This window comes from Inquilinus sp. OTU3971 (assembly GCF_038440215.1).
This window is the reverse complement of sequence record NZ_JASATH010000011.1, coordinates 37,574-59,991: the sequence shown is the minus strand read 5'-3', so window position 1 is coordinate 59,991 and position 22,418 is coordinate 37,574. Positions and strand designations below refer to the sequence as shown.

The 22,418-nt window shown below is 70.4% G+C and carries 19 protein-coding genes; 17 read left to right on the top strand and 2 right to left on the bottom strand.

Annotated features, from left to right (window positions below; all coding sequences use genetic code 11):
* Window positions 1-50 precede the first annotated feature (50 nt).
* The 6 genes from AAHM41_RS04915 to AAHM41_RS04890 are packed head-to-tail and all read left to right on the top strand — an operon-like array spanning window position 51 to window position 6,778.
* A complete protein-coding gene (locus AAHM41_RS04915; RefSeq protein ID WP_342235399.1) occupies window positions 51-1,643 on the top strand; it encodes an ABC transporter substrate-binding protein in 1,593 nt (530 codons plus the stop codon).
* A 2-nt stretch (window positions 1,644-1,645) separates the two neighbouring features.
* Complete coding sequence (locus AAHM41_RS04910) at window positions 1,646-2,623, top strand: ABC transporter permease (protein ID WP_342235398.1); 978 nt, start codon at window positions 1,646-1,648, stop codon at window positions 2,621-2,623.
* On the top strand, window positions 2,623-3,450 hold the full coding sequence (locus tag AAHM41_RS04905) for an ABC transporter permease (RefSeq protein ID WP_342235397.1): 828 nt from the start codon (window positions 2,623-2,625) through the stop codon (window positions 3,448-3,450). The genes AAHM41_RS04910 and AAHM41_RS04905 overlap by 1 nt, the downstream gene beginning before the upstream one ends.
* Window positions 3,447-5,060 carry an ABC transporter ATP-binding protein gene (locus AAHM41_RS04900; protein WP_342235396.1) on the top strand — a complete coding sequence of 538 codons (1,614 nt, stop codon included), beginning with the start codon at window positions 3,447-3,449 and terminating at the stop codon, window positions 5,058-5,060. The genes AAHM41_RS04905 and AAHM41_RS04900 overlap by 4 nt, the downstream gene beginning before the upstream one ends.
* A complete protein-coding gene (locus AAHM41_RS04895; RefSeq protein WP_342235395.1) occupies window positions 5,057-5,989 on the top strand; it encodes a 2-hydroxyacid dehydrogenase in 933 nt (310 codons plus the stop codon). The genes AAHM41_RS04900 and AAHM41_RS04895 overlap by 4 nt, the downstream gene beginning before the upstream one ends.
* A gap of 12 nt (window positions 5,990-6,001) precedes the next feature.
* On the top strand, window positions 6,002-6,778 hold the full coding sequence (locus AAHM41_RS04890) for a class II aldolase/adducin family protein (RefSeq protein ID WP_342235394.1): 777 nt from the start codon (window positions 6,002-6,004) through the stop codon (window positions 6,776-6,778).
* 131 nt (window positions 6,779-6,909) lie between these two features.
* Here the strand turns inward: AAHM41_RS04890 and AAHM41_RS04885 are convergent, their stop codons facing one another.
* Complete coding sequence (locus tag AAHM41_RS04885) at window positions 6,910-7,602, bottom strand: GntR family transcriptional regulator (protein ID WP_342235393.1); 693 nt, start codon at window positions 7,600-7,602, stop codon at window positions 6,910-6,912.
* Between the two features lie 143 nt (window positions 7,603-7,745).
* On the opposite strand from AAHM41_RS04885, the gene AAHM41_RS04880 reads away from it, so the two are divergent.
* From AAHM41_RS04880 to AAHM41_RS04870, 3 genes are read left to right on the top strand one after another with little or no spacing between them, the layout of a single operon-like run.
* The gene (locus tag AAHM41_RS04880) at window positions 7,746-8,777 is read left to right on the top strand and encodes a histone deacetylase family protein (RefSeq protein WP_342235392.1); all 1,032 of its coding nucleotides are present in this window, start codon (window positions 7,746-7,748) and stop codon (window positions 8,775-8,777) included.
* Entirely contained in the window at window positions 8,777-9,802 is a 1,026-nt protein-coding gene (locus tag AAHM41_RS04875) for a phosphotransferase (protein WP_342235391.1), read from the top strand. Before AAHM41_RS04880 ends, AAHM41_RS04875 begins: the two co-directional genes overlap by 1 nt.
* The gene (locus AAHM41_RS04870; protein WP_342235390.1) at window positions 9,795-11,075 is read left to right on the top strand and encodes an aspartate aminotransferase family protein; all 1,281 of its coding nucleotides are present in this window, start codon (window positions 9,795-9,797) and stop codon (window positions 11,073-11,075) included. The genes AAHM41_RS04875 and AAHM41_RS04870 overlap by 8 nt, the downstream gene beginning before the upstream one ends.
* Window positions 11,076-11,312: 237 nt before the next feature.
* On the opposite strand, the gene AAHM41_RS04865 is transcribed toward AAHM41_RS04870, so the two are convergent.
* A complete protein-coding gene (locus AAHM41_RS04865; RefSeq protein ID WP_342235389.1) occupies window positions 11,313-12,332 on the bottom strand; it encodes a LacI family DNA-binding transcriptional regulator in 1,020 nt (339 codons plus the stop codon).
* A 146-nt stretch (window positions 12,333-12,478) separates the two neighbouring features.
* Between AAHM41_RS04865 and AAHM41_RS04860 the strand changes: the two genes are divergently transcribed.
* From AAHM41_RS04860 to AAHM41_RS04825, 8 genes are all read left to right on the top strand, one after another.
* The gene (locus tag AAHM41_RS04860) at window positions 12,479-14,395 is read left to right on the top strand and encodes an ABC transporter substrate-binding protein (RefSeq protein WP_342235388.1); all 1,917 of its coding nucleotides are present in this window, start codon (window positions 12,479-12,481) and stop codon (window positions 14,393-14,395) included.
* 10 nt (window positions 14,396-14,405) lie between these two features.
* Complete coding sequence (locus AAHM41_RS04855; protein WP_342235387.1) at window positions 14,406-15,392, top strand: ABC transporter permease; 987 nt, start codon at window positions 14,406-14,408, stop codon at window positions 15,390-15,392.
* Window positions 15,393-15,404: 12 nt separating this feature from the next.
* The gene (locus AAHM41_RS04850; protein ID WP_342235386.1) at window positions 15,405-16,535 is read left to right on the top strand and encodes an ABC transporter permease; all 1,131 of its coding nucleotides are present in this window, start codon (window positions 15,405-15,407) and stop codon (window positions 16,533-16,535) included.
* The gene (locus AAHM41_RS04845; RefSeq protein ID WP_342235385.1) at window positions 16,513-17,562 is read left to right on the top strand and encodes an ABC transporter ATP-binding protein; all 1,050 of its coding nucleotides are present in this window, start codon (window positions 16,513-16,515) and stop codon (window positions 17,560-17,562) included. The genes AAHM41_RS04850 and AAHM41_RS04845 overlap by 23 nt, the downstream gene beginning before the upstream one ends.
* Window positions 17,555-18,610, top strand: coding sequence for an ABC transporter ATP-binding protein (locus AAHM41_RS04840; protein WP_342235384.1), 1,056 nt, complete (start codon window positions 17,555-17,557; stop codon window positions 18,608-18,610). The genes AAHM41_RS04845 and AAHM41_RS04840 overlap by 8 nt, the downstream gene beginning before the upstream one ends.
* Window positions 18,603-19,451, top strand: a complete 849-nt coding sequence (locus AAHM41_RS04835; RefSeq protein WP_342235383.1) for a 5-deoxy-glucuronate isomerase — start codon at window positions 18,603-18,605, stop codon at window positions 19,449-19,451. The genes AAHM41_RS04840 and AAHM41_RS04835 overlap by 8 nt, the downstream gene beginning before the upstream one ends.
* Window positions 19,448-20,209 carry an SDR family oxidoreductase gene (locus AAHM41_RS04830; protein ID WP_342235382.1) on the top strand — a complete coding sequence of 254 codons (762 nt, stop codon included), beginning with the start codon at window positions 19,448-19,450 and terminating at the stop codon, window positions 20,207-20,209. The genes AAHM41_RS04835 and AAHM41_RS04830 overlap by 4 nt, the downstream gene beginning before the upstream one ends.
* A gap of 344 nt (window positions 20,210-20,553) precedes the next feature.
* Window positions 20,554-22,416 (top strand): GH39 family glycosyl hydrolase, encoded by a 1,863-nt coding sequence (locus AAHM41_RS04825; protein WP_342235381.1) that lies wholly within the window; start codon window positions 20,554-20,556, stop codon window positions 22,414-22,416.
* Window positions 22,417-22,418 lie beyond the last annotated feature (2 nt).

Here is a 22,418-nt window from a genome sequence, read left to right as displayed (position 1 = left end):
GGGCGGCGGGACCTGACCGGCCGGCCAGCAGCACGGGAGGCGATCGAAGAATGGACATCCATGGTCTGACGCGGCGGCATCTGCTCGCCACCGCCGGGGCGTTCTCGCTCCTGAGCCTCGCCGAGGCCCGGGCCCAGGGCGTGGCGCCCAAGGCCGGCGGCACGCTGACCACCGTGATCACGCCGGAACCGCCGCTCCTGGTCCCCGGCGTGAACAACCAGGGGCCGACGCTGATCGTCTCCAGCAAGATCTATCAGGGGCTGATCAGCTACGCCCCCGACCTGACGCCCCGGCCGGCCCTGGCCAAGAGCTGGGAGCTGTCGGACGACAAGCTGACCTACACCTTCCATCTGCAACCCAACGTGAAGTTCCACGACGGCAAGCCGATGACGGCCGACGACGTGATCTTCTCGATCATGAAGTTCCACATGGAGTTGGCGCCCCGCGCCCGCGGCGTGTTCCAGAAGATCAAGGCGTCAGAGGCGCCGGACCCGCAGACCGTCAAGCTGACGCTCGATTCGCCGTTCGAGCCGTTCCTGCTGATGTTCGACGTCACCACCTGCGCGATCGTGCCGAAGCACCTCTATGACGGCACCGACTACCGCAACAACCCGGCGAACCAGCATCCGGTCGGCACCGGGCCCTTCGCCTTCGACGCCTGGCAGCGCGGCAGCTTCATCCGGCTGAAGAAGTTCGCCGATTACTGGAAGCCGGGGCAGCCCTATCTCGACCAGATCATCTACCGGATCGTGCCGGACAGCCAGAGCCGGGCCCTGGCGTTGGAGACCGGCCAGGTCCAGATGACCCAGTTCAACGACATCGAGCCGTTCGACGTGCCGCGGTTCCAGCAGCTGCCGACCGTGATGGTCGAGACCACGGGCTGGGAGTACTTCGCGCCGCTGATGTGGCTCGACCTCAACAACCGGGTGAAGCCGCTCGACGATGTCCGGGTGCGCCAGGCGATCAGCCACGCGCTCGACCGCGACTTCATCGTCAAGCGGCTGTGGTTCGGCGTCGGCAAGCCGGCGACCAGCCCGATCGCGTCAGCCACCCGCTACCACGACCCCGACGCCAAGCTGCAGGCCTATGATCTCGAGGCGGCGGCGAAGCTGCTGGACGATGCCGGGCTGAAGCCCGACGCCAACGGCATCCGCTTCACCATCAAGCACCTCGCCATCCCCTATGGCGAGATCTGGTCGCGCCTGTCGGAATACATCCGCGCCTCGCTCGGCAAGATCGGCATCCAGGTGGTGCTGGAGACGACCGACGCCGGCAGCTGGGCCAAGCGGGTCGGCGAATGGGACTACGAGACCGCGATCAACTTCGTCTACCAGTACGGCGACCCGACTCTGGGGGTCGAGCGCACCTATGTCAGCAGCAACATCAAGAAGGTGACCTTCGCCAACACCGAGGGCTATTCCAACCCGGCGGTCGACAAGCTGTTCGAGACGGCACGCCTGTCCGGCGACCCGGAGGTGCGGAAACAGGCCTTCACCGACGTGCAGAAGCTCCTGACCGAAGAGGTGCCAGTGGTCTGGCTGATGGAGATGAGCTTCCCGACCATCCATGACCGCCGGGTGACCAATTTGATCACCACCGGAACCGGCGTGCACGCCTGTTTCGACGACGTCTTCATCGCCTGACCATGGCGCGGCTCCTGCTCCTGCTCGGCCGGCGTCTGGTCAAGATGGTGCTGGTCGTGCTGGCGGTCGCGGTGGTCAGCTTCCTGCTGATCCACGCCGCCCCCGGCGACCCGGCCAGCGTCATCGCCGGCCAGTCCGGGGCGGCGGACCAGCAGCTGATCGACCAGCTGCGGCAGCAATTCGGCCTGGACAAGCCGCTGATCACCCAGCTCGGCATCTATCTCGGCCATGTGGCGCAGCTCGATCTCGGCTTTTCCTACCCGCAGCAGCGCAGCGTCGCCTCGCTGATCCTGGAACGGCTGCCGGCGACGCTGCTCCTGACCGGCACCGCCTTCCTGCTGGCGCTGCTGGCCGGCGTGGTCGCGGGCGTGGTCGCGGCGCGCCATGCCGGGCGCTGGCTCGACAGCGTGGTCACGGTCGTCGCCCTGTGCTTCTACGCCACGCCGATCTTCTGGGTCGGGCTGATGCTGGTGCTGGTGTTCAGCGTCTGGCTGAACTGGCTGCCCAGCTTCGGCAGCGAGACCGTCGGCGCCGACCTGACCGGCCTCGCCGCGGTGCTCGACACGCTGTGGTACCTGACCCTGCCGGCGGTGACGCTGGGCCTGTTCTACATGGCGGTCTATGCCCGCATGACCCGCGCCTCGATGCTGGAGGTGGCGGACCAGGACCATATCCGCACCGCCCGGGCCAAGGGCGTGCCGGAAGGGCGGATCCTGCGCCGGCACGTGCTGCGCAACGCCTTGCTGCCGATCGTCACCCTCGCCGGCATCCAGGCGGGCCAGCTGGTCGGCGGTGCCGTGCTGGTCGAGACCGTCTTCGCCTGGCCCGGCATCGGCCGGCTGGCCTTCGACGCGCTGATGGCCCGCGACTACCAGCTGCTGCTCGGCGTCTTCCTCTGCACCTCGGTGCTGGTGGTGCTGTTCAACCTGCTGACCGACCTGTTGTACCTCGTGATCGACCCCCGCGTGGAGGCGGTGTGATGGCCCGGGCTTTCCTGCGCCACAAGGGCGCCGTCATCGGCCTCCTCCTCCTGATCGCGCTCGGCCTCCTCGCCGCGCTCGCGCCGGTGCTGTTCCCGTTCTCGCCCTGGGACATGCAGGGCGCGCCCTTCACCCCGCCGGGCGAGGACCAGTTCCTGCTCGGCACCGACTCGCTCGGGCGCGACGTGGCCGCCGGCATCGCCTACGGCGCCTCGGTCTCGATGCTGATCGGCGTGGTCTCGACCCTCGCGGCCGTCGGCATCGGCGTGCTGCTCGGCGCGCTCGCCGGCTATGCCGGCGGGCGGATCGACGATCTGATCATGCGCTTCACAGAGATCTTCCAGACCGTGCCCGGCTTCGTCCTGGCCATCGTCGTGGTGGCGATCCTGACGCCCAGCCTGGGTTCGATCGTCATCGCGATCGCCGTCGTCTCCTGGCCGCCGGTGGCGCGGGTGGTGCGGGCCGAATGCCTGTCGCTGCGCAGTCGCGAATTCGTCCAGGCGGCGGAGGTGCTGGGCCGATCGCACGCCGCCATCATCCTGCGCGAGATCCTGCCGAACGTCGCCTCCTCGGTGGTGGTGCTGGCCAGCCTGATGGTGGCCACCGCGATCCTGCTCGAATCCTCGCTGTCCTTCCTCGGCCTCGGCGACCCGAACCTGATGTCCTGGGGCTTCATGATCGGCAGCGGGCGCAGCGTCATCCGCCTGGCCTGGTGGATGAGCGTCTTCCCCGGCGTCGCGATCTTCCTGACCGTGCTGTCGCTCAACCTGGTGGGCGAGGGGCTCAGCGACGCCCTGAACCCGCGCCTGGCGCGGAGGCGGGGATGAGCCTGCTCGAGATCACCGGCCTCACCGTCGCCCTGCCGCCGGGCGGCGACCGGCCGGATGCCGTGTCCGACGTCTCGCTGACCCTGGCGGCCGGCGAGATCCTGTGCATCGTCGGCGAGAGCGGGTCCGGCAAGTCGGTCTCGACCGCCGCGGTCACCGGCCTCTTGCCGAAGCAGCTGCCGGTCCGGTCCGGCCGCATCCTGTTCGAGGGGCGGGACCTGCTGGCGATGCAGCCGGAGCAGTTGCGCGCCCTGCGCGGCGCCCGCATCGGCATGATCTTCCAGGAGCCGATGACGGCGCTGAACCCGCTGATGCGCGTCGCCGACCAGATCGCCGAGGTGCTGCAGGTGCACGGTGTGCGACCCGGCAACCGCGTGGCCGAGCTGATCGCGGCGGTCGGCCTGCCCGACCCGGCGCGGATCGCCCGGTCCTACCCGCACCAGCTGTCCGGCGGGCAGCGCCAGCGGGTGATGATCGCGATCGCCCTGGCGCTGGAGCCGGCGATGCTGGTGGCGGACGAGCCGACCACGGCGCTCGACGTCACCACCCAGATGCAGATCCTGCGGCTGATCAAGTCGATCCAGCGCCGGCGCGGCATGGGGGTGATCTTCATCACCCATGATTTCGGCGTGGTGGCCGAGATCGCCGACCGGGTCGCGGTGATGCAGCACGGCCGCATCGTCGAGGCGGGGACGGCGCAGGAGGTGCTGAACGCGCCCGCTCACCCCTACACCCGGGCCCTGATCCGCGCCGTGCCCCGCTTCGAGGGGCAGGCGCCGGGTGGCGCGGCCGCCGGATCGGACGTCCTGGTCGCGGCGCGCGGCATCCGCAAGACCTACCGGTCGCATGGTCTGTTCCGGCGGCCGGCGACGATGGCGATCGACGGCGCCACGATTGAGATCCGGCGCGGCGAGACGCTGGGCCTGGTCGGCGAGAGCGGCTCGGGCAAGTCGACCCTGGCGCGGACGCTGGTCCGGCTGGTGCGGCCGGATGACGGCAGCATCGTGTTCGACGGCGCCGATCTGCGCCCCCTGTCGCGGTCCGGCTGGCAGCCCTATCGCAAGCGCATCCAGATGGTGTTCCAGGACCCCTTCGCCTCGCTCAACCCGCGGCGGCGGGTGGGCGAGATCATCAGCGAAGGCCCGATCGCCCATGGCGTGCCGCGGGCCCGGGCCGAGGCGGAGGCGCTGGACCTGCTCGACCTGGTGCGGCTGGACCGCGCCGCCGCCGGCCGCTACCCGCACGAATTCTCCGGCGGCCAGCGCCAGCGCATCGGCATCGCCCGGGCCCTGGCGATGAAGCCGGAGCTGCTGATCGCGGACGAGCCGGTCTCGGCCCTCGACGTCTCGGTCCAGGCCCAGGTGCTGGACCTGCTGCGCGACCTGCGCCGGCGGCTCGGCCTGTCGATGCTGTTCATCACCCACGACCTCCGCGTCGCGGCCCAGATCTGCGACCGGGTCGCGGTGATGCGCCGCGGCGAGATCGTGGAGCAGGGCGACATCGCCGCGGTCTTCGCCGCCCCGGCCCATGACTACACGCGCGAGCTGCTGGACAGCATCCCCGGGCGCCACTGGACGCCGCCGGCTTTGGCGATGGAGCCGGCAGCGTGAGCGCACCCACGGTCCTTCTGCTCTCGACCACCCTCGACCTCGGCTATCTGGTCGAGCCGATGCAAGCCGCCCTGCCGGGCGCCGATGTCCGGCTGTGGCCGGATGTCGATCCGGAGTCGGTGGAGATCGCGATCTGCTGGCGGCCGCCGGCGGGCATCCTGGCCGGCATGCCGCGGCTGCGGCTGATCCATTCGATCGGCGCGGGAATCGACCACATCACCGCCGACCCGGACCTGCCCGACCGGCCGTTGTGCCGGATGATCGACGGCGCCATGGCGGCGGGGATCCGGGAATACGTCCTGTGGTCGGTGCTGTACTTCCACCGCGACTTCGACCTCGCCGCCCGCCAGCGCGAGCAGCGGCTGTGGCAGGCGCGGGCGCCGGTCCCGGCCGGGGACTGGACGGTCGGGGTGCTGGGGCTCGGCGCCATCGGCCTCGGCGTCGCCGCGGCCCTGCGCGACCTCGGCTACCGGGTGCGCGGCTGGTCGCGCAGCCCGAAGCAGGTCGAGGGCGTGGAGTGCTTCGCCGGGCCGGAGGGGCTGGTGCCCTGCATCGAAGCCTGCGACGTGGTGGTGTCGATACTGCCGCTGACGGCCGACACGCGGCGCCTGTTCGACCGCGGTGTGCTGTCGCGCATGAAGCCCGGCGCCGCCTTCGTCAATGTCGGCCGCGGCGAGCAGCTGGTGCTGGACGACCTGCTCGGCCTGCTCGACGCGGGGCATCTGCGCGGCGCCGTGCTCGACGTTTTCGAGATCGAGCCGCTGCCGCCCGACCATGCCGCCTGGCAGCATCCGGCGGTGGTGGTGACGCCGCATATGGCGTCGCGCACCGACCGGCGCGACATCGCCCGCCAGGCGGCGGAGAACTGGCGCCGCGTGAACGAACGACAGCCTCTGATCGGGCTGGTCGAACGCGGACGAGGCTATTGAGAGGAGGCCCGCATGGACGGACACATGACGGCAGTGCCGCCCGGCATGAGCGAGGAGGAGTGGACGACACGCTGCGACCTGGCGGCTTTGTACCGGCTGGTCGCGCATTTCCGGATGACCGACCTGATCTACACCCATATCAGCGCCCGGGTGCCGGGGCCGGAGGATCATTTCCTGATCAACCGCTACGGCGTGCTGTTCGAGCGCATGCGCGCCAGCGATTTGGTGAAGATCGACCTGGAAGGCCGAGTGGTCGGCGGGGCCGATGCGACGATGGACCAGGAGGTGAACGCCGCCGGCTTCACCATCCATTCGGCGATCCACGCCGCCCGGCACGATCTGGTCTGCGTCATCCACACCCACACCGCCGCCGGCATCGCCGTCTCGGCGCAGAAGCAGGGCCTGCTGCCGATCAGCCAGCACGCGCTGAAATTCTATGGCCGGCTGGCCTATCACGGCTATGAGGGCATCGCCCTCGACCTCGACGAGCGCGACCGGCTGGTGCGCGACCTCGGCGACCGCCAGGCGATGATCCTGCGCAACCACGGGCTCCTGGTGGCCGGGCGCAGCATCCCGGAGGCGTTCAACCAGATCTACTATCTGGAGCGCGCCTGCCAGGCCCAGATCCAGGCCCTGGCCGGCGGGGCGGAGCTGGTGCTGCCGCCGGAGGAGGTGCGCCTGCACACCGCCGAGCAGTTCCGCCGCGGCGCCACGCTGGAGCATTGCGAGAAGGGATGGAAGGCCGCGCTGGTCCTGGTCGAGGACCAGAAACCGCCCTACTGGTCGTGAGGCGGCGGCCCGAAATATTGACCCGTCATGGCGAGGAGCGCAGCGACGTGGCCATCCAGGGCCGCTCGCACCGGCCCCTGGATGGCCACGTCGCTGCGCTCCTCGCCATGACGATTCGAATATGTCGAGAGTCAGGACTTCGAGCCATCCGCATGAGCCGAATCCCCGGCCTCCAGCAGCTTGCGCTGCAGGATGACCTCGCCGCCCCTCAGGATGTCCTGCGCGATCGCCTGCCGCGCCGCCGGGCCGTCGCCGGCGCGGACCGCCTCCAGCACCGGATAGTGATGCTCGATCATCGACCGGCCGCCGGCCTCGTACAGCTCGGAGATCAGCGGCCCCATCCGCATCCACAGCGGCTTCAGGATGCCGGCCAGGGTCGGCAGCCCGGCGATCGCCGGCAGCGCCAAATGGAACTGCTCGTTCAGGGCGATGGCGGCGGCGGTGTCGCCCTTGCGGATCGCGGACTCGTTCTGGCGGATCAGCCGCTCCAGCAGCTTCAGGTCCTTCGCCGTCGCCCGCGCCGCGGCCCGCTCCGCCGCCAGCCCCTCCAGCTCGATCCGGATGTCGCGGATCTCGAGATACTGCTCCAGTGTCAGCGACGGCACGCGGATGTCGCGCAGGCTGCGCAGGATCAGCACCTGCTCCTGCACCAGCCGCAGGATGGCGTCGCGCACCGGGGTGACGCTGGTGCCCATCTGCTGCGCCAGGTCGCGGATCCGCAGCCGCTCCCCCGGCCGCAGCGCGCCTTCCATCAGCGCCGCGCTCAGCTTGGCGTAGACGATGTCGCCAAGGTTCTCGTGGTCGATCGCATCCAGGCCCGGCACCGGGCGGGGTCTCTCGGTCGTCGGGGGTGTCGTGCTGTCCATGCGGCGGGGATGGTGCGAAGGGTCTCGATGATGCATCATACATCAGTGACGCCAGGGCGGTCGAGGCCGGCCCGCCGCTCTTCGACGAATGGGACGATCCAATGAAGGTCTTCTGGAACGACATCCAGCGCAGCCATGCGCCGCAGTTCTTCCTGCAGCGCGGGCAGCTGCGCCGCAACTTCGAGGTGCCGGCTCGGGCCGAGGCGCTGCTGGCCGCGGTGCGCGAGATGAGGCTCGAGGTGGTCGAGCCGCCGGCGGTCGACCGCGCCGTGCTGCAGTCGGTCCATGCGCCGGACTATCTCGACTTCCTGGAGCAGGCCTGGGCGGAGTGGTCGGCGCTGCCCGATCACGGGCCCGAGCTGGTGCCGAACATCCATCCGAGCCCGGAGATGCTGGCCCAGGGCGCCAGGCCGTCCGGCACCATCGTCGGCAAGCTCGGCTGGTACACCGCCGACACCTCCTGCCCGATCGGGCCGCAGACCTGGACGGCGTCGGTCGCCGCAGCCGCCTGCGCCGTCGCCGCGGCCGATGAGGCGGCATCCGGCCGCGCCGCCTACGCGCTGGCGCGGCCGCCCGGCCACCACACCTATGCGGCCCGGGCCGGCGGCCACTGCTACCTGAACAACGCGGCGCTGGCGGCGCAGCGGCTGCGCGACCGCGGCGCCACGCGCGTCGCCGTGCTCGACATCGACGCCCATCACGGCAACGGCACCCAGGGCATCTTCTGGGACCGGGCGGACGTCTTCGTCGCCTCGGTCCATGGCGACCCGAACCGCTATTACCCCTGGTATGTCGGCCATGAAGGCGAGACCGGGGGCGGGGCGGGGGAGGGGGCCAACCTCAACCTGCCGCTCGCCCTCGGCACCGGCGACGCGGGCTGGCTCGCCGCGGTCGACCAGGCGGTCGCGGCGGTCGGCCGGGCCGGGGTCGACGCCGTCGTGGTCAGCCTCGGCTTCGACGCCTCGAAGGACGAGCCGCTGGCGGCGCTGCAGGTGACCGAGGACGGCTTCGCCCGGGCCGGCGAGAAGATCCGGGCGCTGGGCAAGCCGGCGGCGATCATCCAGGAGGGCGGCTATGCCGTCGACTTCCTCGGCCGGCTGCTGACGCGCTTCTTCGACGGCTTCTCCAACTGATGACGGACATTCGTCTCTCGCCGGACGAGGCCGGGCGGCTGGTCCGCGCCCGCTGGGGGATCGAGGGGCGGGCCGAGGCCCTGAGCAGCGAGCGCGACCAGAACTTCCGGATCGAGACCGCGGCCGGGCGGCGCGTGCTGCTCAAGATCGCCGATCCGGCCGAGGACCGCCAGGTCACCAACTTCCAGACCGAGCTGCTGCTGCATCTGGAGCGGGCGGATCCGGAGCTGCCGGCGCCGCGCATCCTGCGGACGCCCGAGGGGGCGACGGAGATCGAGATCGGCGCCGGCGGCCCGCTGGTCGCCCGGCTGCTGTCCTTCCTGGACGGGACGCCGCTGGCGGCGGTCGCGGCGCGCTCGCCGCGCCAGCGCCGGCGGATCGGCGAAAGCCTCGGCCGCCTCGGCAGGGCACTCGCCGGATTCCGCCATCCGGCGGACGAGCACGAGCTGATCTGGGACATGGCCGGCGCGGCCCGGCTGCGCGGACTGCTGGGCGAGATCGAGGATGCGGACAGCCGGGCCTTGGCCGAAGCCGGCCTCGACCGGTTCGACGACGCCGTCGCCCCGGTCCTGCCGGGGCTGCGCCGGCAGGTGATTCATGCCGACGCCAATCCGAGCAACATCCTGGTCGACCCCGCCGATCCCGATACGATCGCAGGCATCATCGATTTCGGCGACGCGGTGCGGACCGTGCTGGCCACCGATGTCGCCGTCGCCGCCGCCTATCACCTCTCCGACGGCGAAGACCCGCTGGGCCCGGCCGGCGAGCTGATCGCCGGCTATCACGCCGCGCTGCCGTTGCGGCCGGAGGAGATCGGCCTGCTCTGCGACCTGATGGCGACCCGGCTGGTGATGATCGTGGTCATCGGCGCGTGGCGCGCCCGCCGCAATCCGGAGAACCGGGACTACATCCTGCGCAACAACCGGACGGCCTGGGCGCGGCTGCAGCGCCTGGCCGGTCTCGACCGGCAGATGGCCGCCGACCGTCTGCACCGGATCTGCCGCGAGGAGTCCGCCGATGCCTGACGACCGCACCGCCGCCCTGCGCGCCCGCCGCGACCGGCTGCTGGGCCCAGCCTACCGCCTGTTCTACGACGAGCCGCTGCATGTCGTGCGCGGCGAGGGCGTCTGGCTGACCGACGCCGCGGGCGACCGCTATCTCGACGCCTACAACAACGTCGCCTCGGTCGGGCACTGCCACCCGCATGTCGTCGCCGCGCTGGCGCGGCAGGCGGCGGTGCTGAACACCCACACCCGCTATCTCTCGGAGGGCGTGCTCGACTATGCCGAGCGCCTCTTGGCGACCTTCCCGCCGGAGATCGGCCATGTGATGTTCACCTGCACCGGCAGCGAGGCCAACGACCTGGCCCTGCGGGTGGCGCGCACCGTTACCGGCGGCACCGGCGTCATCGTCACCGACTGGGCCTATCACGGCGTCACCGTGGCGCTGGCGGAGATGTCGCCCTCGCTCGGCAGCGCGGTCCGGATCGGCGACCATGTCCGCCTGGTCGCGCCGCCCGACGCCTATCGCGAGCCGGGCGATGCCGCACAGGCCTTCGCTGCCCGGGTGACCGCCGCGATCGAGGACATGCGCCGGCACGGCATCGTGCCTGCGGCGCTGCTGGTCGACACCATCTTCTCCAGCGACGGGGTCTTCGCCGACCCGCCCGGCGTCCTGGCCCCGGCCGCGGCGGCGATGCGGGCGGTCGGCGGTCTGGTCATTGCCGACGAGGTGCAGCCCGGCTTCGGCCGCACCGGCGGCATGTGGGGCTTCGCCCGGCACGGACTCGTCCCGGACATGGTCACTATGGGCAAGCCGATGGGCGACGGCCACCCGATCGCCGGCATGGCGGCGCGGCCGGAGGTGCTGGCGGAGTTCGGCCGGCGGACCCGCTACTTCAACACCTTCGGCGGCAACCCGGTCTCGGCCGCGGTCGGCATGGCGGTGCTCGACGTGATCGAGGGCGAGGGGCTGGTCACCAATGCCCGCGACACCGGCGCGGTCCTGCGCCAGGCGCTGCAGGACCTGGCGGCCCGCCACCTCGCCATCGGCGATGTCCGAGGCGCCGGGCTGTTCCTCGGGGTCGAGCTGGTGCGGGACCGGGCGACGCGCGAGCCGGACGGCGCGCTGGCGGCGCGCGTGGTGAACGGGCTGCGCCGGCGGCGGGTGCTGGTCAGCAGCTGCGGCCGGCACGGCAATGTGCTGAAGCTGCGCCCGCCGCTGGTCTTCGCCCGCGAGCACGCCGAGATCCTGGTCGACGCGCTCGATCGCACCCTCGCTGATCCGGACGGGGCGTAGCCCTCAGAGACTGTTGAAGAATGCCGGGAGAGATTGCCTCTCCCGCTTGCGGTACGTTTTCAGAATAGGCGCCATCCGCTCCCTTTTAGTCCCCCCTCCGCAAGCGGAGGGAGGACTCATTTCGCTTTCGGCCGATGTCGCTGCGGGCCTTCGAGAAGACCCCGGCCGTCCTGCGGACGTCCGACCTCTCCCGCCAGGCGGGAGAGGCAATATGAGCACGGCCGGCATGGCCTGCTCTTACGTCGTGGCGCGTTCGATCAGCTCGGGCTCGATCACGATCGAATGCTGCAGGCTGCGGCCTTCGATCCGGTCGATCAGCATGCGCATGGCGGCGTCGCCCAGATCCTGCTTGGCGACATGCAGGGTCGACAGCGGCGGGTTCACCAGCCGGGCCGGCAGGATGTCGTCGCAACCCAGCACGGCGACGTCGCCCGGCACGGCCAGCCCGGCCTCGCGGATCACCGACAGGGCGCCGATCGCGATCAGGTCGTTGTAGCAGATCACCGCGTCGATCTCGGCGCCGCTGTCGGACAGGCGCCGGGCGGCGGCGATGCCGCCCTCCAGGTCGGGCGCCGCCGTCTCCTCTGCCGCCAACGCCAGCCCATGCTCCGTCAGCGCGTCGAGGATGCCGGCGCGGCGCATCCGGCCGCTGTAGGAGGCCGCCGGGCCGCCGATATAGGCGATGCGGCGGCGGCCGCGGCCGATCAGCAGGCGGGTGGCGGCGGCCAGGCCGGTGCGGAAGTCGATCTCGATCGTCCCGGCGATGCGGCGCGGCATCGGCCGGTTGATCAGCACCGCTGCCCGGTGCGGCTCGATCGCCTGCTGCAGCCGCTTGTCCTCGAGCCGGGCGCTGCAGACGATGACGCCGTCGACCCGGCGGTCCAGCAGCGTCGCCAGCACCTCCGCCTCGCGCTCCGGGTCCTCGACCACATTGCAGGTCAGCAAGGTGAAGCCGCGGGCCCGCGCCGCCAGTTCGGCGCCCTTGATGATCTCCGGGAAGAACGGGTTGCCGATGTCCGGCACCACGATGCCGACGGTGTAGGAGCGGTCGCCCTTCAGCCCCTTGGCGAAGGTGTTGGGCCGATAGGCCAGGCGCGCCGCCGCCGCCAGCACCCGGGCCCGGGTCTCCTCGCTGGCGCCGCCGCGGCCGTTCATCACCCGCGACGCTGTCATGGTCGAGACGTCGGCCGCAGCCGCCACATCCGCCAGGGTGGCGCCGCGAGGCGGGGGCTTCGGAGTGTTATCGTTAACAGACAATCTCGCTCGTCTCTCACGAGGGCAGGCATTCCGATCATTGAATACGGGGAACTTCCTTGGATCGCAAGGGACATTGACGAACGTTAACGTTAACGATATTGAGTCGGACATAAGGTCGAAGACCAACCCAGAGGGAGGACTCCAGGATGGGCGCCGGAACGCGCGCGCTGTGGGGCGCGGCTTTGATCCCGATGCTGTTCTTCGCCTCCGCGGCCGCGGCCGCGGAGTATCGCGAGGCGCCGGTGCTGGCGGCCGAGGTGTCGGCCGGCAAGCTGCCACCGCTGGCGCAGCGGCTGCCGGAGCATCCGCTGGTGGTCAAGCCGCTGGAGAAGATCGGGAAGTACGGCGGCACCTGGCGGCAGGGGCTGGTCGGCGGCGGGGAGAGCCTGATGGACCGCACCATCGGCTACACCCGCCTGGTGCGCTGGAACCCGGAATGGACCGATGTGGTGCCGGACGCCGCCGAATCCGTCGACGTCAATGACGACGCCACCGTCTTCACCTTCCACCTGCGGAAGGGGATGAAATGGTCGGACGGCGCGCCCTTCACCGCCGACGACCTCCTGTTCTGGCACCAGGACGTGCTGATGAACCCGGAGCTGACGCCGTCGGTGCCGCGCTGGCTCCGGGCCGGCGGCAAGCCGGTGACGGTGGAGAAGGTCGACGCCGAGACCGTCCGCTTCAGCTTCGCCGCGCCGAACGGCCTGTTCCTGCCGGCCATGGCGACGCAGCTCGGCTCCGAGATCCTGGCCGCGTCGCCGAGCCACTACCTCAAGCAGTTCCACAAGAAATACAATCCGGACGGTATCGACGCGCTGGTCAAGGCGGCCGGCGTGCCGAACTGGACGACCCTGTTCCAGAACCGCACCGTCTATCAGAACGGCAGCCGCTGGCGCGATGTCGGCCGGCCGGTGCTCGACCCCTGGGTGCTGACCGTCGGCTACAGCGGCACAAGCCAGGTGGTGGCCGAGCGCAACCCGTATTTCTTCAAGGTCGATCCGGAGGGCAACCAGCTGCCCTATATCGACCGGGTCACCTATGACGTGGTGGGCGACACCCAGGGGCTGGTGCTGAAGGCGATCAACGGCGACCTCGACATGCAGTCCTACGGTCTCGACGGCATCGAGAACCAGGCGGTGCTGGCGCAGCACCGGGAGCAGGGCGGCTATCGCCTGTTCCGGGCCCGGCCGGCCTATTCCAACTCGATGCTGATCTGCCTGAACCAGACGGTGAAGGACGAGAGCCTGCAGAAGGTGTTCCAGAACCGCGACTTCCGCATCGCCCTGTCCTACGCCATCAATCGCGACGAGCTGAACGAGCTGATCTATGCCGGGCTGTCGCGGCCCTACCAGGCGGCGCCGCGGCCGGACATGGCGCTGTACGACGAGACCATGGCCACCCAGTACACCGAATACGACCCGGCCAAGGCCAACCAGTTGCTCGACGCCGCCGGCTTCGACAAGAAGGACGGCGATGGCTTCCGCCTCGGCCCCGACGGCAAGCGCATCTCCTTCGCCATCGATGCCCTGGCCTCGCGCAAATATCACGTCGACGCGCTGGAGCTGATCCGCAAATACTGGCGCGACGTCGGCATCGACATGCAGGTCAAGGCGATCGAATCCTCCTTCGCCTTCGCCCGCCAGCTCGCCAACGACCAGCAGGGCCTGGTCTGGCTGGGCGGCGGCGGCTACGACTTCCTCGGGCTGCTCGACCCGAAATGGTACTTCCCCTACGAGAACCAGTCCGCCTTCGCCTCGGCCTGGGGCATCTGGTACCAGAACCCGAAGGACCCGAACGGGGTCGAGCCGACCGGCCCGGCGCGCGAGCAGCAGGAGCTCTACGAGGAGCTCAAGGCCCAGCCGACCACGGCCCGCCAGATCGAGGTGATGAAGAAGCTGCTGGCCATCACCCGCGACCAGTTCTGGGTGATCGGCACGGTGATGCAGCCGGACAATGTCGGGGTGGTGAAGACCAACATGAAGAACGTGCCGGAGGAGCTGCCGGACACCGTCTTCTACATGACGCCGGGGCCGACCAACCCGGAAACCTACTTCTACGAATAGAGCCGGCGCGATGCTTCGCTTCCTGCTGCGCCGCCTGATCTACATGGCCGTGACGCTGGCCGCGGTCTCGGTCGTCGTCTTCATCGTCATCCAGCTGCCGCCGGGCGATTTCCTGACCAGCTATGTCGCCCGCTACTCCGAGCAGGGCGGGTCGGTCGACACGGCGATGCTGGAGTCGATGCGGGTGCAATACGGGCTCGGCGAGCCCTGGTATGTGCAGTACTGGCGCTGGATCTCGAACATCGTGGCCAGGGGCGATTTCGGCCAGTCCTTCGACTGGAACCGGCCGGTCTCGACGCTGCTGTGGGACCGCATGGGCATGACCCTGCTCCTGTCCTTCATCACCCTGGTCGTGACCTGGGCGGTGTCGCTGCCGATCGGCATCTACAGCGCGGTGCGGCGCTACTCGACGCTCGACTACCTGGTGACCTTCCTCAGCTTCCTCGGCCTCGCCATCCCCAGCTTCCTCCTGGCCCTGGTGCTGATGTTCGTGCTGTCGCGCAGCTTCGGCGTCGATGTCGGCGGCTTCTTCTCGGCCGAATACATCAACGCGCCATGGAGCTGGGGCAAGGTCGCCGACCTGGCGGCGCATCTGTACCTGCCGGTTTTCGTGCTGGCGGTCCACGGCACCGCCTCGCTGGTCCGGATCATGCGGGCCAACCTGCTGGACGAGCTGAACAAGCCCTATGTCACCACCGCCCGCGCCGCCGGGCTGCCGGAGCGGACGGTGCTGCTGCGCTATCCGGTGCGGGTGGCGCTGAACCCCTTCGTCTCCACCATCGGCTGGATCCTGCCGGAGCTGGTGTCGGGCACCGTCATCGTCGGCGTGGTGCTGAGCCTACCGACCGCGGGGCCGCTGCTGCTCGGCGCGCTCTTGACCCAGGACATGTACCTGGCCGGGTCCTTCATCCTGCTGCTCAGCGCGCTGACGATCCTCGGCAGCTTCATCTCCGACCTGCTGCTGGCCTGGCTCGACCCGCGCGTGCGGCACGGCTGAGGGAGGGACGTCATGACCGTTGCCGAACCGACCGCGATCCCGGCTCCGCGCCGCGCCACCACGGCGGAGAAGGGGCAGTGGGCACTGATCTACCGCCGCTTCCGCCGCCACCGTCTGGCGTGGTGGAGCGGGGTGGTGGTGATCGCGATCTACCTGATCGCCGCCTTCGCCGAATTCGTCGCGCCCTACGGGCCGGAGACCTACAGCTCGCGCTACACCTACGCGCCGCCGCAGCTGCTGAAATTCGGCGGCCGCGACGCCCAGGGCAACTTCGTCCTGGCCTATGTCAACGGCATCAGGAGCACGGTCGACCCGCTGACGGTGCAGCGCACCTATGTCAGCGACCCGGCGAAGGTGATCCCGGTCGGGCTGTTCGTGAAGGGCGAGCCCTACCGGCTGCTCGGCCTGATCCCCTGGGACCGGCACCTGATCGGCCCGGTCGACCCGAAGGCGCCGTTCTATCTGTGGGGCGCCGACCGGCTGGGCCGCGACGTGCTGTCCCTGACCATCCACGGCGCCCGCGTGTCGATGTCGATCGGCCTGGTCGGGGTGGCGATCAGCCTGTTCCTGGGCATCCTGTTCGGCGGCATCTCCGGCTATTGCGGCGGCTGGATCGACGAGGTGGTGCAGCGGACCATCGACTTCCTGAAGTCGATCCCGACCATCCCGCTGTGGATGGGCTTCGCCGCCGCGATCCCGACCAACATCGATCCCCTGATGGTCTATTTCTGGATCACCGTGATCCTGTCGCTCTTGGGCTGGACCGAGCTGGCGCGCGTCGTCCGCGGCCGTTTCCTATCGCTCAGGACCGAGGATTTCGTGCTGGCAGCGCGGCTGGACGGCTGCTCGCAGCAGCGGGTGATCTGGCGCCACATGGTGCCGTCCTTCACCAGCCACATCATCGCCTCGGTGACGCTGGCGATCCCGGCCATGATCCTGGCCGAGACCGCGCTCAGCTTCCTCGGCATCGGGCTCAAGCCGCCGGTGATCAGCTGGGGCGTGCTGCTGAAAGACGCCCAGAACCTGCTGGCCGTCACCACCGCGCCCTGGCTGTTCATCCCGGGCATCGCCGTCGTCGTCGCCGTGCTGGCGCTCAACTTCCTGGGGGATGGGATCCGCGATGCCGCCGACCCCTACAACTGAGTCGCCGCTGCTGCAGGTGGAAGATCTGCGGGTGCAGATCGGCACCGATGACGGGCTGATCCGCCCGGTCGACGGCGTCAGCTTCGAGATGGCGGCCGGCAAGACCCTGTGCATCGTCGGCGAATCCGGCTCGGGCAAGAGCCTGACCGGCCGGGCGCTGATGAACCTGATGCCGGAGCGGATGCGCATCGCCGGCGGCCGCATCGCCTACCGCACCGGGGCCGGCCCGGTGGTCGACATCGCCGCCTTGCCGCCGCGCGGCCCGGCGATCCGCGCCATCCGCGGGGCCGAGATCGCGCTGGTGTCGCAGGAGCCGATGGCGGCGCTGTCGCCGGTGCACACCATCGGCCAGCAGCTCGGCGCCGTGATCCGCCAGCATATGGGCCTCGGCCGCAAGGCGGCGCGCGAGCGGGCGCTGGAGTGCCTGGCCGATGTCGGCATCCCGAAGCCGGCCGAGCGGCTGGACAGCTATCCCTTCGAGTTCTCCGGCGGCATGCGCCAGCGCGTCTGCATCGCGCTCGCGCTGTCATGCGGCCCGCGCCTGATCATCGCCGACGAGCCGACCACCGCGCTCGACGTCACCACCCAGGCCAACATCCTCGACCTGTTCAAGAAGCTGCAGGCTGAGCACGGCCTGTCGATCCTGTTCATCACCCACGACCTCGGCGTGGTCGCCGACGTCGCCGACCAGGTGGCGGTGATGTATCTCGGCCGGGTGGTGGAGCACGGGTCGGTCGACCAGCTGTTCTACGACCCGCAGCATCCCTACACCCGGGCGCTGCTGCAATCGGTGCCGACCCTGTCGCGCCAGCGCGTGCACCGGCTGGCGGCGATCCGCGGCATGGTGCCCTCGGCCTTCGACCGGCCCACCGGCTGCCCGTTCCATCCGCGCTGCGACCAGGCGGTGGCCGGGTTGTGCGACCGGCACGACCCGCCGGAGACGGCGCTCGGCCCCGGCCGCGGCGCGCGCTGCGTGCTGCTGGAGGAGCCGGCGGAGACGCAGCCGAGGAGCATGCAGCATGCCTGAGCTCGCGCCCGAGAACCTGGTCGAGCTGCGCGACCTGCGCATGGTCTTCGCGCCACGCAAGCGCCTGTTCCGCTCCGGTTTGGCCAATCCGGTCCGCGCCGTCGACGGCGTGTCCTTCGACATCCGCCGCGGCGAGACGCTGGGGCTGGTCGGCGAATCCGGCTGCGGCAAGTCGACCGTCACCCGCTGCATCCTCGGCGCCCACCGGCCGACTGGCGGCACCATCGCCTACCGCGACCCGCAGGGGCGGGTGGTCGACCTGGCGGCGCTGAGCGAGGCGCAGCGGCGGCCCTACTGCACCGACCTGCGCTTCGTGTTCCAGGATCCCCAGGCCTCGCTGGACCCGCGCATGACCGTGGTCGAGCTGGTCGGCGAGGTGCTGCGCGTCAACGGACTGGCCACCGGCCGCGAGATCCCCGGCATCGTCGCCGGGCTGATGGAGCGGGTCGGGTTGCGGCCGGAATACGCCCATCGCTACCCGCACGCCTTCTCCGGCGGCGAGCGCCAGCGCATCGGCATCGCCCGGGCGCTGGCCACCCGGCCGCGGCTGGTGATCCTGGACGAGGCGGTGTCGGCGCTGGATGTCAGCGTCCGGGCCCAGACCCTGAACCTGTTGAAGGATCTGCAGGAGGAGTTCGGGCTGACCTATCTGTTCGTCAGCCACGACCTCAGCGTCATCCAGTACATCTGCGACCGCGTGGTGGTGATGTATGTCGGCCAGATCGTCGAGAGCGCGCCGATCGACGCGCTCTATGCCCGGCCGCGCCACCCCTACACCGAGGCGCTGCTGTCGGCCCTGCCGGTGCCGGATCCGCGGCGCCAGCGGCAGCGCCGGCGCATCCAGCTGAAGGGCGAGGTGGCCGACCCGGCCAACCGCCCCTCCGGCTGCGCCTTCCATCCGCGCTGCCGCTTCGCCACCGAGCTGTGCCGCACCACGGCGCCGCCGCTCAAGAGCTTCGGCGGCCATGCCGCCGCCTGCCACTACGCCGAGGAGCTCGATCTCCGCGGCGTCCTCTCCGACCCGAACCCGCAGCGTGCCCATGCCTGACATCATCCGCCGCCACGACAACGGCAACCGGCCGATCCTGCATCACGACGCCCGCATGGCCAGCGTGCATTTCAACCTGGTCAGGCTCGGGCCGGGCGAGAGCTTCGAGACCCGGCTGCCGGAGCATGAGGCGATCCTCGCCGTGCTGTCCGGCACGGTCGACATCGCGGTCGACGGCGAGGCCTTCGCCGCGGTCGGCCGGCGCGCCGACATCTGGTCCGGCCCGGCGGATTCGGTCTACGCCCCGGTCGGCAGCGCCATCCGCATCACCGCCGGGGCCAAGCCGGCCGAGGTCGCGATCGGCGGCGGCGTGACCGCCGAGCGCCACCCCGCCTTCCGCATCCCGCCGGAGGAGGTGGTGATGGTCGATGTCGGCTCCTCCGACACCCACAGCCGGCGCCGGATCTTCCACATCCTCGGCCAGAACGGGCAGGGGCGGGCGGGGCGGCTCTTGGTCAGCGAGCTCTACGCCGATGACGGGTGCTGGAACGGCTATCCGCCGCACAAGCACGACACCGACGTGCCGGGCCATGGCGGGCCGCGCGAGACCGCGCATGACGAGCTGTACCATTTCCGCTACGACCCGCCCTCCGGCTTCGGCGCCCAGCTGATCTACGAGGACAGCGGCGAGCCGCAGGCCTTCCTGACCCGCGACGGCGACACCTTCACGGTCGACCGCGGCTATCACCCGACCGTCACCTCGCCGGGCCATCGCGCCTACATCTTCACGGTGATGGTGGGGAAGACGCAGCGTGGCCTGGTGCAGTATTTCGATCCCGCGCACGCCCATCTGATGGACCGGATCCCCGGCATCCAGGCGATGCGGGAGAAGTTCCGATGACCCTGTTCGACCTGACCGGCAAGCGCGCCCTGATCACCGGCTCCTCGCGCGGCCTCGGCTTCTCGGTCGCCGCCGCGCTGGGCCGGCACGGCGCCACGGTGATCCTGAACGGCCGCGATGACGGCCCCCTGGCCCTGGCGGTCGGCAAGCTGCGCGACGAGGGCATCGACGCCCATCCGGCCCGCTTCGACCTGACCAACGCCGAGGCTGCCGCCGCCGCCATCGGCCAGGCGGCGCAGACGGTCGGGGCGATCGACATCCTGGTCAACAATGCCGGCGTGCAACTGCGCAAGCCGTTCCTGGACTTCGCGCTCGAGGATTGGCGGATGATCCTCGACGTGCACCTGATCGGCAGCGTCGTCGCCGCCAAGGCGGTGCTGCCGGGGATGGTCGAGCGCCAGGCCGGCAAGATCATCAACATCTGCTCGCTGATGAGCGAGCTGGGCCGGCCGACCATCGCCCCCTACGCCTCGGCCAAGGGCGCGCTGCGCATGCTGACCCGCAACCTCGCGGTCGAGTTCGCGCGGCACAACATCCAGGTCAACGGCATCGGCCCCGGCTATTTCGCCACCGAGCTGAACCGTGCCCTGATGGACGACCCGGAGTTCGACGCCTTCGTCAAGCGCCGCACCCCCGCGGCCCGCTGGGGCCATCCGGACGAGCTGGGCGGCGCCGCCGTGTTCCTGGCCTCCGGCGCCTCCGACTTCGTCAACGGCCAGATCATCTATGTCGATGGCGGCCTGTTGGCGTCCGTGTAGTTGCCGGGCCATTGCAAGGGGATCGGGCGGTTTTACATCCTCCCCCTCCCCCCGCGGGAGGGGGTAGGGGGAGGGGGTGTCGACGACGAGAGCCGGACGGACTCATCCAGGATCCCTGCCGGGCCGGAGTGACGCTCGACACCGGTTCCGGCGGCACCAAACCCCTCCCCCTGCCCCCTCCCGCAAGGGGAGGGGGAGGATAGAAGGGATGGGCCGGCTCAGCTGGTCGAGCCCTGAAAAGGTCCCGCAATCCCTGGGGCAAGCCCGGGGAGGAGAGGCAATCCGATAGCGCCGATCGATCTGTGACTCAGCCGCTCGCGAGGGCGGAGACCAAGGAGACGCTCGTGACCGCCACCCCGATCCGGGTCGACCTGAACGGCCCCGCCCGCCCGTGGAAGCGCTTCTGGCGCAGCACCGGCTTCTCGCCGGCGGAGCTGCTGCTGGAGCCGGAGATGCAGCAGGCGCTGGCCCATCTCGGCGCCGTGCCGAACCGCGGCATCGAGTATCTCCGGGTCCACTACATGCTCGACCTGGTGAAGGCGGACCGGCTGGGGGCCTATGACTGGACGCTGCTGGACCAGGCGCTGGACGCCATCATCGGCCACCGGCTGCGCCCGTTCTTCGAGCTGATGGGCAACCCCGGCAAACTCTTCACCGACCTGAACCAGGATGCGCAGGTGCGGCACTGGCGCGACCTGGTCGAGGCCCTGGCCCGGCGCTGCGTCGAGCGCTACGGCGCGGAGGAGGTCCGCAACTGGTACTTCGAGACCTGGAACGAGCCGGACATCTGGTGGAAGCTCGGCGGCGAGACCGGCTTCAACAACTACTACGACGCCTGCTCGGAAGGGCTGAAGGCGGTCGACCCGGCGCTGCGCCTGGGCGGGCCGGGCGTGGCGCGGCGGGTGCCGGCGATCTTCCGCAGCTTCCTGGCCCATTGCGACACCGGCACCAACTGGTTCACCGGCGAGACCGGGGTGCGGCTCGACTTCATCTCGGTGCATGAGAAGGGGGCGGTGAAGCATCCGGAGGACCTGACCCCGGACACGGTCGGCATCTGCCGGCACGAGATGGAGGCGGTCAGCTACATCCGCGAACACCATCCGCGCTTCGCCGGCCTGCCCTTCATCAACGACGAATGCGACCCGCAGATCGGGTGGGAGCACTACCACAGCTGGCACGCCATGCCGTATTTCGCCGGTCTGATCGCCAAGGTGATCGACCAGCACCAGCGCCTGCTGGTCGAGGCCGAGGGCGTCGACTACGACATCCTCAGCAACGACAACGGCTTCCTCGGCCGCTGGGGCCAGCGCACCCATCTGGCTTTCTTCGGCGCCCGCCAGTTCGACGCGGCGCAGCGCGACTGGGTCACCGACCTGGCGGCGCTGGCGGACCGTCGCGCCAACCCGGAGCCCTTCGACTATGTCAAGAAGCCGGGGCTGACGGTGATGGAGCTGCTGGCCTTGCTCGGCGACCGCCGGGTCGATGCGCCGGGCGCGCTGGACCCCGACCGCACCGGGCTCGGCGTCATGGCCACGCCGACCGCCGACGGCGCGGCGGTGCTGCTGTACAACAGCGTCGACCGGATCTGGCGGTCGGGCACCAGCCCGGTGACGCTGGAGGTCGCGGGCCTCGCCCCCGGCCGCTATGCGCTCGGCATCTTCGAGATCGCCCAGGACAAGGGCGACCCGTTCTCGGTCTGGGAGGCGCAGGCCCGGACGCTGCCGCATGCGGAGCAGCTGGCGGCGCTGAGCACGCCGAACGCGGCGCAGCTGGCGGCGATGCGCCAGGCGCAGGAGCCCGCGCTGACCGTGCGCGAGGTCGAGATCGGCGCCGATGGCCGCCTGGCGCTCGACCTCGACCTGCTGCTGCCCTCGGTGGCGCTGGTCGTGCTGGCGAGCGACGGCGCGGCGCAGGCCGACGCCTCGGCGTCCGCGCCGGCGTCGAGCCTCCGGGTGCGGCGCGACCGCGGCCTGAGCGGCCCCAACCAGCTGCTGTTCTGGGATCCGCCGGCCGGCGGCGGCGTCCAGCTGTTCGACGTGCTGTGGAGCGCGGCGGAATCGGGGCCGTTCGAGGCGGTCAACCCCGTGCGGCTGCTGTCTAGCGTCCATCTCCACGCCGTAGAGCGGCCGGGCGGATTCTACCGCATCCGCACCACCGACCTGGCCGGCCGGGAGCTCTCGGTCTCGGCGACGGTGCCGGCGGGCTGACC